This is a genomic window from Pseudomonas sp. 9.2(2024) (assembly GCF_039695385.1).
In the GTDB taxonomy this organism is placed as follows: domain Bacteria; phylum Pseudomonadota; class Gammaproteobacteria; order Pseudomonadales; family Pseudomonadaceae; genus Aquipseudomonas; species Aquipseudomonas paraglycinae.
In genome coordinates, this window is sequence record NZ_CP155585.1 from 2,456,913 (window position 1) to 2,473,920 (window position 17,008).

The window sequence follows — 17,008 nt, forward strand, 5'->3', positions numbered from 1 at the left end:
CTTTGGTAGCCCCCCGGACGTGCTGTTTGCCAATCAGTCGTGTTTTCTTTACTGCCTGTTTCGGCTGGAGGCCCCGGTTTAAAAGGCTTCTGGCGAAAAATAAAGACAATAAAAAAACCTGTAAAACCTGCATAAATCGTACGAAAAGGCCTGAATCAGATGCTTTTCAGCGGTGCTGGGGGCAGTGAAAAGGCCTGTTTCATCATTTTTTCGCCGGGGTATTGGCCTTGCATTTGGCAATTTGCCCCAGGGCTTTCTGCTGCAGTTCCTGGCTGGCCTTGTTGTCCATCAGTGCCTGAATGTCGCTGGCCGGGTAGGACTTGATCGCATCGGCACCGCACGCGCAGTGGGACTTTGCGGCAGCGGCACCGATTTGCGGAGTGGCCGCCTGGGTGCACTGAGCCATGTATTTCTCACGCTCGCCCTTCGGCCAGTCGGCGTGGGCGCTCAACGGCAGCAGCAAAACGAGGGGGGCGACTGCAGCAAGCAGGGTGTTAAGACGCATGCGAGGATGCTCCTTGTGGGTCAATGTCTTGTTATCTGAGGGGCCTAAGGCCGATCAAGTTCAGCACTCTGGCATAAAACGGACGATTTGCCTCCCGGTAAAACCAGAGTGCATCGGTGACCGTTCATCTGTGCTAGCATGCCTGGCTCGGGCGTTCGCAAGCTCCGGATGACCTTCAGTCCTGGCAGCGGCAGCGTACGAATTTTCTGATTTGAATCCCAGTCACTCTGGTTCGGTTTTCCGGTTGGCCGCAAGGCTCCTGCCGCTGTAAGGCAGGCGTTCGTCATTGAATGGCCTGGATCGGATCTTGTACTGGCTCATCCCAACCCACGTGACCTTTGGTAGGGGTCACCACTAGGAGAGGAGGCGCCATGCCAACTATTACTCTTCCCGACGGCAGTCAACGTTCATTCGATCACCCGGTTTCCGTAGCCGAGGTCGCCGCATCCATCGGTGCAGGCCTGGCCAAGGCCACCCTGGCCGGCAAGGTGAACGGCAAGCTGGTTGACGCCAGCGACATCATCGACAGCGACGCAACGCTGCAAATCATCACGCCAAAGGATGAAGAGGGGCTGGAGATCATTCGCCACTCTTGCGCCCACCTGGTTGGCCACGCGGTCAAGCAGTTGTACCCGACGGCCAAAATGGTCATCGGTCCGGTCATTGATGAAGGCTTCTATTACGACATCGCCTTCGAGCGTCCTTTTACGCCGGACGACATGGCGGCCATCGAACAGCGCATGCAACAGCTGATCGACACTGAATACGACGTCATCAAGAAAGTCACTCCGCGTGCCGAAGTGATCGAAGTGTTCAAGGCTCGTGGCGAAGATTACAAGCTGCGTCTGGTCGAGGACATGCCGAACGAGCAGGCCATGGGCCTGTACTATCACGAAGAATACGTCGACATGTGCCGCGGTCCGCACGTGCCGAACACTCGCTTCCTGAAATCCTTCAAGCTGACCAAGCTGTCCGGCGCCTACTGGCGCGGTGATGCCAAGAACGAGCAATTGCAGCGCGTTTACGGCACCGCGTGGGCTGACAAGAAGCAACTGGCTGCTTACATCCAGCGTATCGAAGAAGCTGAAAAGCGCGATCACCGCAAGATCGGCAAGCGCCTGGGCCTGTTCCACACCCAGGAAGAAGCGCCGGGCATGGTGTTCTGGCACCCGAATGGCTGGACGCTTTACCAGGTTCTCGAGCAGTGCATGCGCAAAGTGCAGCGCGACAACGGCTATCTCGAGATCAAGACGCCGCAAGTCGTTGACCGCAGCCTGTGGGAGAAATCCGGGCACTGGGCCAACTACGCCGACAACATGTTCACCACCGAGTCGGAAAGCCGCGACTACGCCATCAAGCCGATGAACTGCCCTTGCCACGTGCAGGTGTTCAACCAGGGTCTGAAGAGCTACCGCGAGCTGCCGATGCGCTTGGCCGAGTTCGGTGCCTGCCATCGCAACGAGCCGTCGGGTGCGCTGCACGGCATCATGCGTGTGCGTGCGTTCACTCAGGACGACGCCCACATCTTCTGCACCGAAGAACAGATGCAGGCTGAATCGGCAGCGTTCATCAAGCTGACCATGGATGTTTATGCCGACTTCGGCTTTAAAGACATCGAGATGAAGCTGTCCACTCGTCCGGAAAAACGCGTCGGTTCCGACGAGCTGTGGGATCGCGCCGAAGCGGCCCTGGCTGCAGCGCTTGATAGCGCTGGTCTGCCGTACGATCTGCAGCCGGGTGAGGGCGCTTTCTACGGTCCGAAGATTGAATTCTCGCTGAAAGATTGCCTCGGTCGCGTGTGGCAGTGTGGTACCTTGCAGCTCGATTTCAACCTGCCGGTGCGTCTGGGAGCCGAATACGTCTCCGAAGACAACAGCCGCAAGCATCCGGTGATGTTGCACCGTGCGATCCTCGGTTCGTTCGAGCGTTTCGTCGGGATTCTGATCGAGCACTACGAAGGTGCATTCCCCGCGTGGCTGGCGCCAACCCAGGCAGTGATCATGAATATCACTGATAAACAGGCAGATTTCGTCGCTCAGGTCGAAAAAACTCTCAACGAAAGCGGGTTTCGTGCCAAGTCCGACTTGAGAAATGAAAAGATCGGCTTTAAAATCCGCGAGCATACTTTGCTCAAGGTTCCATATCTCTTGGTTATTGGGGATAAGGAAGTCGAGATGCAGACTGTCGCTGTGCGTACTCGTGAAGGTGCTGACCTGGGCTCGATGCCCGTCGCCCAGTTCGCTGAGTTTCTCGCGCAAGCGGTTTCCCGGCGTGGTCGCCCAGATTCGGAGTAATTATTATTAAGCGTGAAATGAGACAAGATAAACGAGCTGCACCGAAAGCCCCGATCAACGAGAATATCTCGGCACGCGAGGTTCGGTTAATTGGCGCTGATGGCGAGCAGATTGGCATCGTCTCGATTGATGAAGCGCTTCGTATTGCTGAAGAAGCAAAGCTTGATCTGGTAGAAATCTCTGCCGACGCAGTCCCGCCGGTTTGCCGGGTGATGGACTACGGCAAATCGATCTTCGAAAAGAAGAAGCAGATTGCTGCGGCGAAGAAGAACCAGAAGCAGATTCAGGTAAAAGAAATCAAGTTTCGTCCAGGGACGGAGGAAGGGGATTACCAGGTAAAACTGCGCAACCTGGTACGTTTCCTGAGTGACGGGGACAGGGCCAAGGTATCCTTGCGATTCCGCGGCCGTGAGATGGCCCACCAGGAGCTGGGGATGGAACTCCTCAAGCGGGTTGAACAAGACCTGCTCGAGTACGGTTCGGTCGAACAGCATCCTAAGATGGAAGGACGCCAGCTGATCATGGTCATCGCCCCGAAAAAGAAGAAGTAATCAACAGGGCACGGCAGGCCTTCTGATTATGTTTATCAACTGAATGCGGAGTATCCGAACATGCCAAAGATGAAAACCAAAAGTGGTGCTGCTAAGCGGTTTCTGAAAACTGCTAACGGTATCAAGCACAAGCACGCTTTCAAGAGCCACATCCTGACCAAAATGTCGACCAAGCGTAAGCGTCAACTGCGCGGTAGCAGCTTGCTGCATCCGTCTGACGTGGCAAAAGTCGAGCGCATGCTGCGCCTTCGTTAATTTTTGGATCAAGAATAGAGGAAGTAACTCATGGCTCGTGTAAAGCGTGGCGTCATTGCCCGTAAACGTCACAAAAAAATTCTGAAACTTGCTAAAGGCTACTACGGCGCACGCTCCCGCGTATTCCGTGTTGCCAAGCAAGCGGTAATCAAGGCAGGCCAATACGCCTACCGTGACCGTCGTCAGAAAAAACGTCAGTTCCGCGCTCTGTGGATCGCTCGTATCAACGCTGGTGCTCGTGTTAACGGTCTGTCCTACAGCCGTTTCATCGCTGGCCTGAAAAAAGCGTCCATCGAGATCGACCGTAAGGTTCTGGCTGATCTGGCAGTGAACGAAAAAGCGGCGTTTGCTGCGATTGTCGAGAAAGCTAAAGCCACCTTGGCTTAAGTACCCCCGACAGTCACCTGGCCACACCTCTGTGGGGCCAGGTGTTAAACGTCATAAATAGGGGAAGAGCCTTCAAGCTCTTCCCCTATTTTGTATCTGGAGTCTGTACATGGAAAACCTGGATGCGCTGGTCTCTCAAGCACTAGAGGCTGTGCAAAGCGCTGAAGATATCAATGCCCTGGAGCAAATCCGGGTTCAATACCTTGGCAAAAAGGGTGAATTGACTCAGGTGATGAAGACCCTGGGGAATTTGCCGGCAGAAGAGCGTCCGCAGGTCGGCGCCCTGATCAACGTTGCCAAGGAACGTGTTACAGGCGTTCTCAATGCGCGCATGGCTCTGTTTGAAGAAGCCGAACTGGCTGCCAAACTGTCTGCCGAATCGATTGACGTGACCCTGCCGGGCCGCGGTCAGACTTCCGGTGGTCTGCATCCGGTAACCCGGACTCTGGAACGTATCGAACAGTTCTTCACCCATATCGGCTACGGCATTGCCGAAGGCCCTGAGGTTGAAGACGACTATCACAACTTCGAGGCGCTCAACATCCCAGGCCACCACCCGGCCCGGTCGATGCATGACACCTTCTATTTCAACGCCAACATGTTGCTGCGCACCCATACCTCGCCGGTACAGGTCCGCACCATGGAATCGAAAAAGCCGCCGATCCGCATTGTCTGCCCAGGCCGTGTGTACCGCAGCGACTCCGATATCACCCATTCGCCGATGTTCCACCAGGTCGAAGGCCTGCTGGTCGATCGCGATATCAACTTCGCCGACCTCAAAGGCACGATCGAAGAGTTCTTGCGGGTGTTCTTCGAGAAAGAGCTGGCGGTGCGTTTCCGTCCTTCGTACTTCCCGTTCACCGAGCCTTCCGCCGAAGTCGACATGGAATGCGTGATGTGCAGTGGTAAAGGCTGCCGCGTCTGCAAACAGACCGGCTGGCTGGAAGTGATGGGCTGCGGCATGGTTCACCCGAACGTGTTGCGCATGTCCGGGATCGATCCGGAAGAGTTCTCGGGCTTCGCCTTCGGCATGGGCGTTGAGCGTCTGGCCATGCTGCGTTACGGCGTGAACGACTTGCGTCTGTTCTTCGACAACGACTTGCGGTTCCTCGCGCAATTTCGCTAGTCGTAACGAATTCTTAGGAGAGCAGGATGAAATTCAGTGAACAATGGCTGCGTGGCTGGGTCAGCCCGCAGGTAGATCGCGACGCGCTGGTTGCCCGTCTGTCGATGGCCGGTCTTGAGGTCGATAGCGTTACGCCGGCCGCCGGTGTTTTCAGTGGCGTGGTGGTGGGTGAGGTGCTGAGCACCGAGCAGCACCCCGATGCCGACAAATTGCGCGTGTGCCAGGTCAGCAATGGCGCGGAAACTTTCCAGGTCGTGTGCGGTGCGCCAAACGTGCGTCCAGGCCTGAAGATTCCGTTCGCGATGATCGGTGCCGAGCTGCCGGGCGACTTCAAGATCAAGAAGGCCAAGCTGCGCGGTGTCGAGTCCAACGGCATGCTGTGCTCGCAATCCGAGCTGCAGGTCGGTGAAGGCAATGACGGTCTGATGGAGCTGCCGGCCGATGCGCCGGTGGGCGAAGATTTCCGTGTTTATCTGGACCTGGAAGACGCCAGCATCGAAGTCGATCTGACTCCGAACCGTGGCGACTGCCTGTCCCTGGCCGGTCTGGCCCGTGAAGTCGGCGCGCTGTACGACGCTCCGGTCACTCGCCCGGTGGTGATGACCGTTCCGGCTGTGCACGATGAAGTGCGCTCGGTAGAAGTCCTGGCACCTGCTGCCTGCCCGCGTTACCTGGGCCGTGTCATCCGTAACGTTGACCTGTCCAGGCCGACGCCGCTGTGGATGGTTGAGCGTCTGCGTCGCGCCGAAGTCCGCAGCATCGACGCCGCCGTCGACATCACTAACTACGTGATGCTCGAGCTGGGCCAGCCTCTGCACGCCTTCGATCTCGCCGAAATCAATGGCGGCATCCGTGTGCGCATGGCGGAAGAGGGCGAGAAGCTCGTTCTGCTCGACGGTCAGGAAGTCAGCCTGCGCAGCGATACGCTGGTGATCGCCGACCACACTCGCGCTCTGGCGATTGCCGGCGTGATGGGTGGCGAGCACAGTGGCGTTTCCGCGACCACTCGCGACGTGTTCCTTGAAAGTGCGTTCTTCGACCAGATCGCTGTCGCGGGCAAGGCTCGTTCGTATGGTCTGCACACTGACGCTTCGCACCGCTATGAGCGCGGTGTGGACTGGCAACTGGCCCGTGAAGCCATGGAGCGCGCCACCGGCCTGCTGCTGGAAATCACCGGTGGTGAAGCCGGCCCGATCATCGAGACCGTCAGCGAGCAGCACTTGCCGTCGATCGCGCCGATCACCCTGCGCGCTCAGCGCATCACCCAGATGCTGGGCATGGAAATGGATTCGGCCGAAGTCGAGCGTCTGCTCAATGCTTTGGGTCTGAAGGTTTCCGCCGACGGAGCAGGGCAGTGGCGCGTAGAAGTGCCAAGCCATCGCTTCGACATCAGCCTGGAAGTCGATCTGATCGAAGAGCTGGCTCGTCTGTACGGTTACAACCGCCTGCCGGTTCGTTACCCGCAAGCTCGTCTGGCGCCACAGGCCAAGGCCGAAGCGCGCAGCGATCTGCCGGAGCTGCGTCGTCTGCTGGTTGCCCGTGGCTACCAGGAAGCGATCACCTACAGCTTCATCGATCCGAAGCAGTTCGAGCTGTTCAACCCGGGCGTGGAGCCGCTGCTGTTGGCGAACCCGATCTCCAATGACATGGCCGCCATGCGTTCGTCGCTGTGGCCGGGTCTGGTCAAGGCGTTGCAGCACAACCTCAACCGTCAGCAGGATCGTGTTCGTCTGTTCGAGAGCGGTCTGCGCTTTGTCGGTCAGCTGGAAGGTCTGAAGCAAGAGCCGATGATCGCCGGTGTGGTATGCGGCAGCCGTCTGCCGGAAGGCTGGGCGCAAGGTCGCGATACCGTGGACTTCTTCGACGTCAAGGCTGACGTAGAAGCAGTGCTGGGCTTTGCCGGTGCGCTGGATCAGTTCACTTTTGCACCGGGCAAACACCCTGCGCTGCATCCGGGCCAGACCGCACGCATCGAGCGGGAAGGGCGTGAAGTCGGCTTTATCGGCGCGATTCACCCTGAACTGTCGAAGTCCCTGGGTCTCGACCGTCCGGTCTTCGTCTTCGAGCTGGTTCTGCCTGAAGTCGCTCTGGGTAAAATGCCGAAATTCCACGAGTTGTCGCGCTTTCCTGAAGTGCGTCGTGACCTGGCACTGATTGCGCACAAAGACGTTGCAGCCTCGGCTGTACTGGACGTAATCCGTGAAAATGCAGGCGAATGGCTGACAGACCTCAGGCTATTTGACGTATATCAGGGTAAAGGCATTGATCCTGATAGAAAAAGCCTCGCAGTCGGCTTGACCTGGCAGCATCCATCGCGCACTCTTAATGACGATGAGGTGAATTCGACGACGCAAAATATCCTCACCTCGCTCGAACAAAGGTTGAACGCCACGTTAAGGAAGTGACGTATGGGGGCTTTGACGAAAGCTGAGATGGCGGAACGTCTGTATGAAGAGCTGGGCCTGAACAAGCGGGAAGCCAAGGAATTGGTTGAACTGTTTTTCGAGGAAATCAGGCACGCTCTTGAAGACAACGAGCAGGTCAAATTGTCGGGTTTCGGCAATTTCGACCTTCGGGACAAACGCCAGCGGCCTGGCCGCAACCCGAAAACGGGGGAAGAAATCCCGATCACGGCTCGCCGTGTGGTCACCTTTCGTCCAGGGCAGAAGTTGAAGGCCCGAGTTGAGGCTTATGCTGGAACCAAGTCATAACGACGAACTCCCCGTCATCCCGGGCAAACGCTACTTCACCATTGGTGAAGTCAGCGAGCTGTGTGCGGTAAAACCGCACGTGCTGCGCTACTGGGAGCAGGAGTTTCCTCAGCTCAACCCCGTCAAACGCCGCGGAAACCGCCGGTATTATCAGCGCCAGGACGTGCTGATGATCCGGCAGATCCGCGCGCTCCTTTACGATCAGGGGTTTACCATCGGCGGCGCGCGACTGCGTCTGTCCGGCGATGAAGCCAAAGACGACACCACCCAATACAAGCAAATGATCCGCCAGATGATCGCCGAGCTCGAAGATGTTCTGGTGGTTCTCAAGAAATAATTTCCTGCTTTTAAATACTTCCAGTTTTCAAAAGCTTGCGATATATTCTTGAGCGTTCTTCGAGATGGAGAACGAGTTTCAAACCTAGTCGGGGCGTAGCGCAGTCCGGTAGCGCACTAGCATGGGGTGCTAGGGGTCGAGTGTTCGAATCACTCCGTCCCGACCATATAATTCAATGACTTAGCCCAACTTTAGCGAGTTGGGCTTTTTCATGCGCAGGGACTTTTACAGGGGATCCAGTTTACTTCCTCATCAAAGTCCGACACTCAAGCCGATCACCTAGATCGGCTTTTTTGTGCCCGCACAAAACTACCCAGTGATTTCACTGACAGACACCCAGCGTCGTTCCTCAGCCGCGACCCGAATCGCCGTCGCCAGCCTCTCAACTTCAAATGCCTCTTCAAAATCAGTCCCGGTCTGCCCGCTCCCGGCCAACGCCATTATCAGCTCATGCACTTCCAGTGTCTTCAGCTCGTTGTAGCCCAGCTGATGCCCCGGCGCCGGGCTGAACGCGGCGTAGCCGGGCAAGTCCGGTCCGGCGAGTAAACGCTGGAAGCCACCTTCGCCGGCGCGACACAGGCGTAGCTCGTTCAAGCGCTCCTGATCAAACGCCAGGGTGCCTCGGGTGCCGCTGATCTCGAAGCTCAGATGATTCTTGTAGCCATGCTTGAGCCAGCTGCTGCTGAAGGTACCCCGCGCGCCACTGGCGAAACGCAGCAAGGCATGGGCTTGATCGTCGACCGCAATGCGACGTCGTTCCTGGCTGCCGGTTGTGGTCGGGCGTTGGCCATGGACTGTCTGGGAGTCGGCGCACACCGCTTCGACATCGCCCAGCAGGTAGCGCGCCATGGCGAGCAGGTGGCTGCCCAGATCCGCCAATGCTCCACCGGCATGTTCCGGTTCGCAGCGCCACGACCAGGGGGAGGCCGGATCGGCCATGAAATCTTCGCTGAACTCACCTTGAAAGCTGATGATCTTGCCGAGTTCGCCACTCAGGATCAGCTCGCATGCCAGGCCGATGATCGGGTTGTGCTGATAGTTGTAGCCGACCCGGGCGACGACGCCGGCATGCTTCGCCGCCACGTGCATGGCATGAGCTTGCTCAAGATTCACCGCCAGCGGCTTTTCGCAGTAAACCGGCTTACCGGCGGCGAGGGCGGCCATGGCCATCGGGTAGTGCAGGTGATTGGGAGTGGTGATGGCGATCAGGTTGACCTTGGGGTCGTCGATCAATCGCTGCCAGTCGCCATGGGCCTGATCGAAGCCCCAGGCGGTGGCGCAGGCTTGTGCGCGTGCGGGATCGGCGTCAGCCAGGCCGGCCAGGCGAAGGGTGAAGGGCAGTTCGAATGCCCCGCTGACGTTGCGAAAGGCCAGGGCGTGGGCGCGCCCCATGAAGCCCGTGCCGATCAGGCCGATTCCGAGTTCACGCATGACAGGATCCTTTGAGTTTTTGTTTTCAGAGATCCTGTTTATAGAATAAATATTCCCTGTATTCAAATAATGGAATAAATATTTTGATTTGCCGCATTCGTTGAGATTACGGTGCTCCGATCAGTCCTCGAACCCGACCTGCTCGTGAATCTCGTCCACCTTCAACTCCAGTCGATAGGCCACGGCGATAAACAGCGCTTGGCAAAGGCACAAAGTCGCACTCAAGGATCGGAACGCAAACGAGCTACCTTCATTGACCAGCAGCAGGGTATTGGCGCGCTTGGCCAGGGGCGAGAGATTGCTGTCAGTGATGATCAGGGTTTTCGCCTGATGGTGCTGGGCGATGCGCAGGCAGTGCTGGGTTTCCTTACCATACGGCGTAAAGCTGATGGCGATCACCAGGTCATTGGCGCGCACGCTGCGCATCTGCTCGCGATAGCTGCCGCCGAGGCCCGAGACCAGGTGAATGCGCTTGTTGGTGTGTTGCAGGTTGTAGACCAGATAGTCGGCCACGGCGAACGAGCGGCGCACCCCGACCACGTAGATATTGTCGGCATTGACCACAAGATCCACGGCCTTTTCAAAGGCCTGGTCATCCAGTTCCTGGCCCAGGCGTTCGATGCCCGAAAGGGTGGCGTCGATGCACTCGCGGGCCAGGTCGCCGCCGCTGGCTTTCTGCGACTTGTTGGCGATCATGCTGCGAATGCGCTGCTGGTAGTTCTGTACCGGCGTGGCTTTGTGGGTATACGCCTCGCGGAACAGCGCCTGCATTTCACTGAATCCGCTGAAACCGAAACGCTGGGAAAACCGCACGATGGCCGACGGGTGCACTTCGCACTCGCGGGCGATGTCGCTGATGCGGTCGACCATGATCCGGTCGCTTTGCTGGCTCATGTAACTGGCGATGCGTTTGAGCTGGCGCGGAAGGCTTTCGTATTCAGTGGTGATGAGCTGCAGCAGACGCTCGGCATTGATCGGGGGGCTGGCAAGATCGCTCTCGGGCGTGCTCTCGGCGGTAGCCGGCTGATCGGTGCTGGACATAAATAATCCTTTTGGCTTGTTCTTATAGGGACGGTTACGTCTCGTCCCCTGACAATAGTTTGGCTGTGCGCAGTCTACAGGCTCGGCCCGGACAAAATCTTGGGCTTGCGCCAGCGGGATGCCTGCTGAAACGATGCACTGCGTCTGGAGCGCCCGCACTGAAGCTTATTGGAAAAAATATTCCACGTGAAAAATAATTGGAATATTTATTGATTGTTCGATCCGGCTCGTTTTAGTCTGCATCCACCAAGAGTGTCCGGCGCGGTCACCGCGTTGGGCACAGGCTGATAAAAATAACAGGAGCCAGCATGGGCCAGACTAGTTTTGCCAGTGGACGTCAATTGGATCTGATTTGCCTCGGGCGCCTCGGCGTCGACCTCTATGCGCAGCAAGTCGGGGCACGGCTGGAGGATGTGAGCAGCTTCGCCAAATACCTCGGCGGCTCGTCCGCCAACATCGCGTTCGGCACCGCCCGGCTGGGGCTCAGATCGGCGATGCTGAGCCGGACCGGCGACGATCATATGGGGCGTTTCCTGATCGAGTCGCTGGCCCGTGAAGGCTGCGATGTCAGCGGCATCAAGGTCGATCCGGAGCGACTGACCGCCATGGTGCTGCTGGGTCTCAAGGATCGGGAAACCTTTCCCCTGGTCTTCTACCGTGAGAATTGCGCCGACATGGCGCTGCGGGCCGAAGACATCAGCGAAGCCTTTATCGCCTCCAGCAAAGCCTTGCTGATCACCGGCACTCATTTCTCCACCGATGGCGTCTACAAGGCGAGCACCCAGGCGCTGGACTACGCCGAAAAGCACAACGTCAAACGGGTGCTGGACATCGACTACCGCCCGGTCCTGTGGGGACTCGCCGGCAAGGCGGACGGCGAAACCCGTTTCGTTGCCGATCAGAACGTCACTCAACATGTGCAACAAATCCTCCCGCGCTTCGACCTTGTGGTCGGGACGGAAGAAGAGTTTCTGCTGGCCGGCGGTTCCGAGGATTTGCTCACCGCCCTGCGCAATGTCCGGCGCTTGAGCGCAGCGACCTTGGTGGTCAAGCTCGGTCCGCAAGGTTGCACGGTGATCCACGGGGAGATTCCACAACGTCTTGAAGACGGCGCGATTTATCCCGGCGTGCGGGTCGAGGTGCTGAACGTACTGGGCGCCGGCGATGCGTTCATGTCGGGTTTCCTCAGCGGTTGGCTGGAGGATGCCAGCGACGAGCGTTGCTGCCAGTTGGCCAACGCCTGCGGTGGTCTGGTGGTGTCGCGCCATGCCTGCGCGCCGGCGATGCCGACCCGTGCCGAACTCGATTACCTCTTCAGCAGCCCGGTACCGATTACCCGGCCGGATCAGGACGTCACCCTGCAACGCCTGCATCAGGTCAGTGTGCCGCGCAAACAGTGGAAGCAACTGTTCATCTTTGCCTTCGACCATCGCGGACAACTGGTGGAACTGGCCCAGAAGGGCGGACGCGACCTCGGCGCCATCGGCGAACTCAAGCAACTGTTTATCAAGGCCGTGGAGCGGGTCGAAAACGATTTGCGCGAGCAGAGCATCGAAGCCGATGTCGGGCTGCTGGCGGATCAGCGTTTCGGTCAGGACTCGCTGAACGCCGCCACCGGTCGAGGCTGGTGGGTGGCGCGGCCTGTCGAGGTGCAGGGCTCGCGGCCGTTGGCCTTCGAGCACGGGCGCTCGATCGGCAGCAACCTGATCGCCTGGCCGCAGGAACAAATCATCAAATGCCTGGTGCAATTCCACCCGGATGACGAACCGATGCTGCGGCTGGAGCAGGAAGCGCAAATCAAGGCGTTGTATCAGGCATCGCAAGTCAGCGGTCACGAACTGCTGCTGGAAATCATCCCGCCCAAGGATCACCCCTCACCGCATCCCGACGTGTTGTATCGCGCGCTCAAACGTCTCTACAACCTCGGCATTTACCCGGCGTGGTGGAAGATCGAAGCGCAAAGCGCCAAGGAATGGCAACAGCTCGACGAACTGATCCAGGCGCGCGATCCCTATTGCCGAGGCGTGGTGCTGCTGGGCCTGAATGCCCCGGCATCCGCATTGGCCGAAGGCTTCCAGCAGGCCAGTCAGAGCCAGACCTGCCGCGGGTTCGCCGTGGGCCGGACGATTTTCCAGGAACCGAGCCGCGCCTGGCTGGCCGGCGAAATCGACGACGAGACGCTGATCCGTCAGGTACAGGGCACCTTCGTCGAACTGATCGATGCCTGGCGTACGGCCCGGGCCTGAGCCGCGGTTGAACATTCTAGAAATAACAATAAAAGGTGCAGCCATGCCCGCTATCCGAATTGGCATCAACCCGATTTCCTGGAGCAACGACGACCTGCCGTCCCTCGGCGGTGAAACGCCGCTGAGCACCGCCCTCAGCGAAGGCAAGGCCATCGGTTATGAAGGCTTCGAACTCAACGGCAAGTTTCCCAAGGACGCCAAAGGTGTTGGCGACGTGCTGCGTCCGTATGACCTGGCGCTGGTGTCCGGCTGGTATTCCAGTCGTCTGGCGCGGCGTTCGGTGGCCGAGGAAATCGATGCGATTGCCAGCCATGTCGAGCTGCTGGCGAAGAACGGCGCGAACGTGCTGGTTTACGGTGAGGTCGCCGATTCCATTCAGGGCCAACGAATTCCGCTGGTCGAGCGCCCGCGTTTTCATACCGAACAGGCGTGGCAACAATACGCCGACAAGCTGACCGAGCTGGCGCGCTTCACCCTGTCCCAGGGCGTGCGTCTGGCGTATCACCACCATATGGGTGCCTACGTCGAATCGCCGTCGGACATCGACACCCTGATGGCGTCGACCGGTAATGAAGTCGGGTTGCTGTTCGATTCGGGCCATTGCTACATGGGCGGCGGCAAACCCTTGCAGGTGCTGCGCAAACACCTGTCGCGCATCTGCCACGTGCATTTCAAGGACGTGCGCAAACCGGTGGTACAACTGGCGCGCAACAACCTGTGGAGCTTCCCCGACTGCATCATCAACGGCACCTTCACCGTGCCAGGGGATGGTGACATCGACTTCTCCGAGTTGCTGGACGTGCTGCTGGCGGCCGATTACCACGGTTGGCTGGTGGTCGAGGCCGAGCAGGATCCGGCAGTGGCGCCGAGTTATGTCTACGCGAAAAAAGGCTTCGACACCTTGCGTGCGTTGCTCGACGCGAGGACTGCACGATGAGCCTGCTGGTCAAAAGCAATGCCCGTGGCCGGACCATGGTCGAGCTGGCTGAAGGTGAGCTGCAATACGTCGGTTTCGCCGCCTATCGCTTGAGCCTGGGTGAAACCTTGCCTGTCGCAGCGGGCGACAAGGAGCTGTGCCTGGTGCTGCTCAGCGGCCGGGTCGGCATCCACGGCGAAGCGCCGGGGCAAGGCGCCTTCAACTGGGACAACCTCGGTGATCGCCAGTCGGTGTTCGAAGACAAATCCCCGTTCGCCGCGTACCTGCCACTCGGCAGTCAGGCGCAGGTGGTGGCATTGAGTGATGCGCAAGTGGCGGTTTGCGCCGCTCCCGGTTCGACCACCACGGGCCTCGGCCCGCGCCTGATCAGGCCTGAAACCATGAAGCGCAGCGTGCGCGGCAAGGGCGCCAACACCCGTTATGTCTGCGACATCCTGCCGGACAGCGAGCCGGCCCATTCGCTGCTGGTGGTGGAAGTGCGCACGCCGTCGGGACACTCGTCGAGCTATCCGCCGCACAAGCACGACACCGACGACCTGCCGCACCAGAGCTTTCTCGAAGAAACCTATTACCACCAGATCAACCCGCCCCAGGGCTTCGTGTTCCAGCGGGTCTACACCGACGACCGCAGCATCGATCAGGCCATGGCCGTGGAAAACAGCGACCTCGTGGTCGTGCCCAAGGGCTATCACCCGGTCAGCGTGCCGTATGGCTACGAGTCCTATTACTTGAACGTGATGGCCGGGCCGAAACGCGTCTGGCAGTTCCATAACGACCCGCAGCACAGCTGGCTGCTGGATCTCTGAATTCCAACTTTCGCACGGAGAACAAGAACAATGAGCGACGCCCCGGTCATAGGCCACTACATCGATGGTCAGGTGCAGGACAGCGGTAGCGAACGATTCAGCGATGTCTTCAATCCGGCCACCGGTGCCGTTCAGGCGCGAGTCGGGCTGGCCAGTCAGGAGACCGTGGACGCTGCTGTCGCTTCGGCGCTCAAGGCATTCCCGGCCTGGTCCGAGCAATCGTCCCTGCGCCGTTCGCGGGTGATGTTCAAGTTCAAGGAATTGCTCGATCGTCATCACGACGAACTGGCCGAAATCATCAGCCGCGAACACGGCAAGGTGTTTTCCGATGCCAAGGGCGAAGTCACCCGAGGCATTGAAATCGTCGAATACGCCTGCGGTGCGCCGAACCTGTTGAAGACCGAGTTCAGCGACAACATCGGCGGCGGCATCGACAACTGGAACCTGCGTCAGCCACTCGGCGTCTGCGCCGGGGTCACGCCGTTCAACTTCCCGGTGATGGTGCCGCTGTGGATGATTCCGCTGGCGCTGGTCACCGGCAACTGCTTCATCCTCAAACCGTCCGAGCGCGATCCGTCCGCCAGTTTGCTGATGGCTCGCCTGTTGACCGAAGCCGGTTTGCCGGACGGCGTGTTCAACGTGGTTCAGGGCGACAAGACGGCGGTCGACGCCTTGCTGCAGCACCCGGACATCGAGGCGATTTCGTTTGTCGGATCGACGCCGATTGCCGAGTACATCCACCAGCAGGCCACCGCGCGCGGCAAGCGGGTGCAGGCGCTGGGCGGCGCGAAGAATCACATGATCGTCATGCCCGACGCGGATCTGGATCAAGCCGCGGATGCCTTGGTCGGCGCCGCTTACGGATCGGCCGGTGAGCGCTGCATGGCGATTTCGATTGCGGTCGCGGTCGGCGAAGTCGGCGATCAACTGATCGCCAAACTGCTGCCGCGGATCGATCAGTTGAAAGTCGGCAACGGTCTGCAAGGCGACAACGACATGGGCCCGCTGGTCACCGCCGAACACAAGGCCAGGGTGGAGGGTTTTATCGATCAGGGCGTGGCTCAGGGTGCGCAGCTGATTGTCGACGGCCGGCACTTCAAGGTGCCGGGCGCCGAGGCGGGCTTTTTCGTCGGCGCGACGCTGTTCGATCACGTCACCACCGACATGAGCATTTATCAGCAGGAAATCTTCGGCCCGGTGCTGGGCGTCGTGCGCGTGCCGGATTTCGCCAGTGCCGTGGCGCTGATCAACGCACACGAATTCGGCAATGGCGTGTCGTGCTTCACCAGCGATGGCGGGATCGCCCGCGCCTTCGCCCGCAGCATCAAGGTCGGGATGGTCGGCATCAACGTGCCGATTCCGGTGCCCATGGCCTGGCATTCGTTCGGTGGCTGGAAGCGCTCGCTGTTCGGCGATCACCACGCCTACGGAGAAGAAGGCATTCGTTTCTACAGTCGCTACAAAAGCGTGATGCAGCGCTGGCCCGACAGCATTGCCAAGGGCCCGGAATTCAGCATGCCGACGGCCAAATAAATCATCTGCGCGGAGAACAACAAGAATGAGTACTCCCCTGCGTTTTGCCCTGAACCGAATGGTCGCTCCACGTTTGTCACTGCCGGCGTTCATCGAATTGGCGGTGACCCTCAAGGCCGACGCCATCGAGATCCGCAACGACCTCAAAGGCATCGAGATCGAGGACGGCACCGCACCCGAACACGTGCGTGAGTTGTGCGCGGCCCACGGCATCAGCGTGCTGTCGATCAACGCGTTGTATCCGTTTGACGTGTGGAATGACGAGCGCCGCGCGCAGGCCTTGAAGCTGGCTGGCTATGCCCGCGATTGTGGTGCGCGGGGGCTGGTGATGTGCCCGTTGAACGACCGCGCCGATCCGCGCAGCGTCGCCGAACGTGCGTCGGGCCTGCGCACCGCGTTGAGCGAGCTGGCGCCGATCCTGCGCGATCACGGCCTGCTGGGTTTCATCGAGCCGCTGGGTTTCAAAGCCTGCTCGCTGCGCCGCAAACGCACGGCGGTGGAGGCGATCAAGTCAGTCGGCGGGCTGGATGTGTTCCGTCTGGTGCACGACACCTTTCATCACCATTTGGCCGGTGAGCAGGAGTTCTTCCCCGAGCTGACCGGGCTGGTGCACATCTCCGGTGTCGAGGAAACCGGGGCGCCGCTGGCAACCCTTGGCGATGGCCACCGGGTGCTGGTGGGCGCGGACGACATTCTCGGCAACGCGGCACAAATCAACAGCCTGCTTGCTGGCGGCTACAGCGGCTATCTGTCGTTTGAACCCTTCGCTGATAGCGTCCATGGCCTGACGGATATCCAGACGGCGATCGGCGCGAGCATGGACCACCTGAGCAAATCCCTGAGCTGAC

At 59.3% G+C, this 17,008-nt stretch carries 16 protein-coding genes and 1 tRNA gene; 14 read left to right on the forward strand and 3 right to left on the reverse strand.

Annotated elements, in window-relative coordinates:
- Positions 1-202: 202 nt before the first annotated feature.
- The gene (locus tag ABFB52_RS11040) at positions 203-505 is read right to left on the reverse strand and encodes a hypothetical protein (protein ID WP_085747799.1); all 303 of its coding nucleotides are present in this window, start codon (positions 503-505) and stop codon (positions 203-205) included.
- A 371-nt stretch (positions 506-876) separates the two neighbouring features.
- On the opposite strand from ABFB52_RS11040, the gene thrS reads away from it, so the two are divergent.
- The 9 genes from thrS to ABFB52_RS11085 all read left to right on the forward strand — a co-directional run bounded on the left by thrS (position 877) and on the right by ABFB52_RS11085 (position 8,332).
- A complete protein-coding gene (gene thrS, locus ABFB52_RS11045; protein WP_129973552.1) occupies positions 877-2,799 on the forward strand; it encodes a threonine--tRNA ligase in 1,923 nt (640 codons plus the stop codon).
- Complete coding sequence (infC, locus tag ABFB52_RS11050) at positions 2,799-3,350, forward strand: translation initiation factor IF-3 (protein WP_169432615.1); 552 nt, start codon at positions 2,799-2,801, stop codon at positions 3,348-3,350. The genes thrS and infC overlap by 1 nt, the downstream gene beginning before the upstream one ends.
- A 60-nt stretch (positions 3,351-3,410) precedes the next feature.
- Positions 3,411-3,605 (forward strand): 50S ribosomal protein L35, encoded by a 195-nt coding sequence (rpmI, locus tag ABFB52_RS11055; protein WP_002553160.1) that lies wholly within the window; start codon positions 3,411-3,413, stop codon positions 3,603-3,605.
- 30 nt (positions 3,606-3,635) lie between these two features.
- Entirely contained in the window at positions 3,636-3,992 is a 357-nt protein-coding gene (gene rplT, locus ABFB52_RS11060) for a 50S ribosomal protein L20 (protein ID WP_002553161.1), read from the forward strand.
- A 109-nt stretch (positions 3,993-4,101) separates the two neighbouring features.
- Positions 4,102-5,118, forward strand: coding sequence for a phenylalanine--tRNA ligase subunit alpha (pheS, locus tag ABFB52_RS11065; protein ID WP_011333387.1), 1,017 nt, complete (start codon positions 4,102-4,104; stop codon positions 5,116-5,118).
- Between the two features lie 26 nt (positions 5,119-5,144).
- Positions 5,145-7,523 carry a phenylalanine--tRNA ligase subunit beta gene (gene pheT / locus ABFB52_RS11070; protein WP_129973551.1) on the forward strand — a complete coding sequence of 793 codons (2,379 nt, stop codon included), beginning with the start codon at positions 5,145-5,147 and terminating at the stop codon, positions 7,521-7,523.
- Between the two features lie 3 nt (positions 7,524-7,526).
- Positions 7,527-7,829: an integration host factor subunit alpha gene (ihfA, locus tag ABFB52_RS11075; protein ID WP_002553164.1), complete on the forward strand. Its 303-nt coding sequence runs from the start codon at positions 7,527-7,529 to the stop codon at positions 7,827-7,829.
- Positions 7,810-8,166, forward strand: coding sequence for a MerR family transcriptional regulator (locus ABFB52_RS11080; RefSeq protein WP_003179985.1), 357 nt, complete (start codon positions 7,810-7,812; stop codon positions 8,164-8,166). The genes ihfA and ABFB52_RS11080 overlap by 20 nt, the downstream gene beginning before the upstream one ends.
- A gap of 89 nt (positions 8,167-8,255) precedes the next feature.
- Positions 8,256-8,332 (forward strand) — tRNA-Pro (locus ABFB52_RS11085).
- A 143-nt stretch (positions 8,333-8,475) separates the two neighbouring features.
- Here the strand turns inward: ABFB52_RS11085 and ABFB52_RS11090 are convergent.
- Complete coding sequence (locus ABFB52_RS11090) at positions 8,476-9,597, reverse strand: Gfo/Idh/MocA family oxidoreductase (protein WP_129973550.1); 1,122 nt, start codon at positions 9,595-9,597, stop codon at positions 8,476-8,478.
- A gap of 120 nt (positions 9,598-9,717) precedes the next feature.
- Positions 9,718-10,638, reverse strand: a complete 921-nt coding sequence (locus tag ABFB52_RS11095; protein WP_085747795.1) for a MurR/RpiR family transcriptional regulator — start codon at positions 10,636-10,638, stop codon at positions 9,718-9,720.
- A 308-nt stretch (positions 10,639-10,946) separates the two neighbouring features.
- Here ABFB52_RS11095 and iolC point away from each other — a divergent pair, with 308 nt between their 5' ends.
- The 5 genes from iolC to ABFB52_RS11120 are packed head-to-tail and all read left to right on the forward strand — an operon-like array spanning position 10,947 to position 17,007.
- Complete coding sequence (gene iolC / locus ABFB52_RS11100) at positions 10,947-12,884, forward strand: 5-dehydro-2-deoxygluconokinase (RefSeq protein ID WP_129973549.1); 1,938 nt, start codon at positions 10,947-10,949, stop codon at positions 12,882-12,884.
- Between the two features lie 43 nt (positions 12,885-12,927).
- Complete coding sequence (iolE, locus tag ABFB52_RS11105; protein WP_129973548.1) at positions 12,928-13,821, forward strand: myo-inosose-2 dehydratase; 894 nt, start codon at positions 12,928-12,930, stop codon at positions 13,819-13,821.
- On the forward strand, positions 13,818-14,627 hold the full coding sequence (gene iolB, locus ABFB52_RS11110) for a 5-deoxy-glucuronate isomerase (protein WP_085747792.1): 810 nt from the start codon (positions 13,818-13,820) through the stop codon (positions 14,625-14,627). Before iolE ends, iolB begins: the two co-directional genes overlap by 4 nt.
- A 30-nt stretch (positions 14,628-14,657) precedes the next feature.
- Positions 14,658-16,160 carry a CoA-acylating methylmalonate-semialdehyde dehydrogenase gene (locus ABFB52_RS11115; RefSeq protein WP_129973547.1) on the forward strand — a complete coding sequence of 501 codons (1,503 nt, stop codon included), beginning with the start codon at positions 14,658-14,660 and terminating at the stop codon, positions 16,158-16,160.
- A 25-nt stretch (positions 16,161-16,185) separates the two neighbouring features.
- Entirely contained in the window at positions 16,186-17,007 is an 822-nt protein-coding gene (locus tag ABFB52_RS11120; protein ID WP_129973546.1) for a TIM barrel protein, read from the forward strand.
- The last annotated feature ends 1 nt before the right edge of the window (position 17,008 follow it).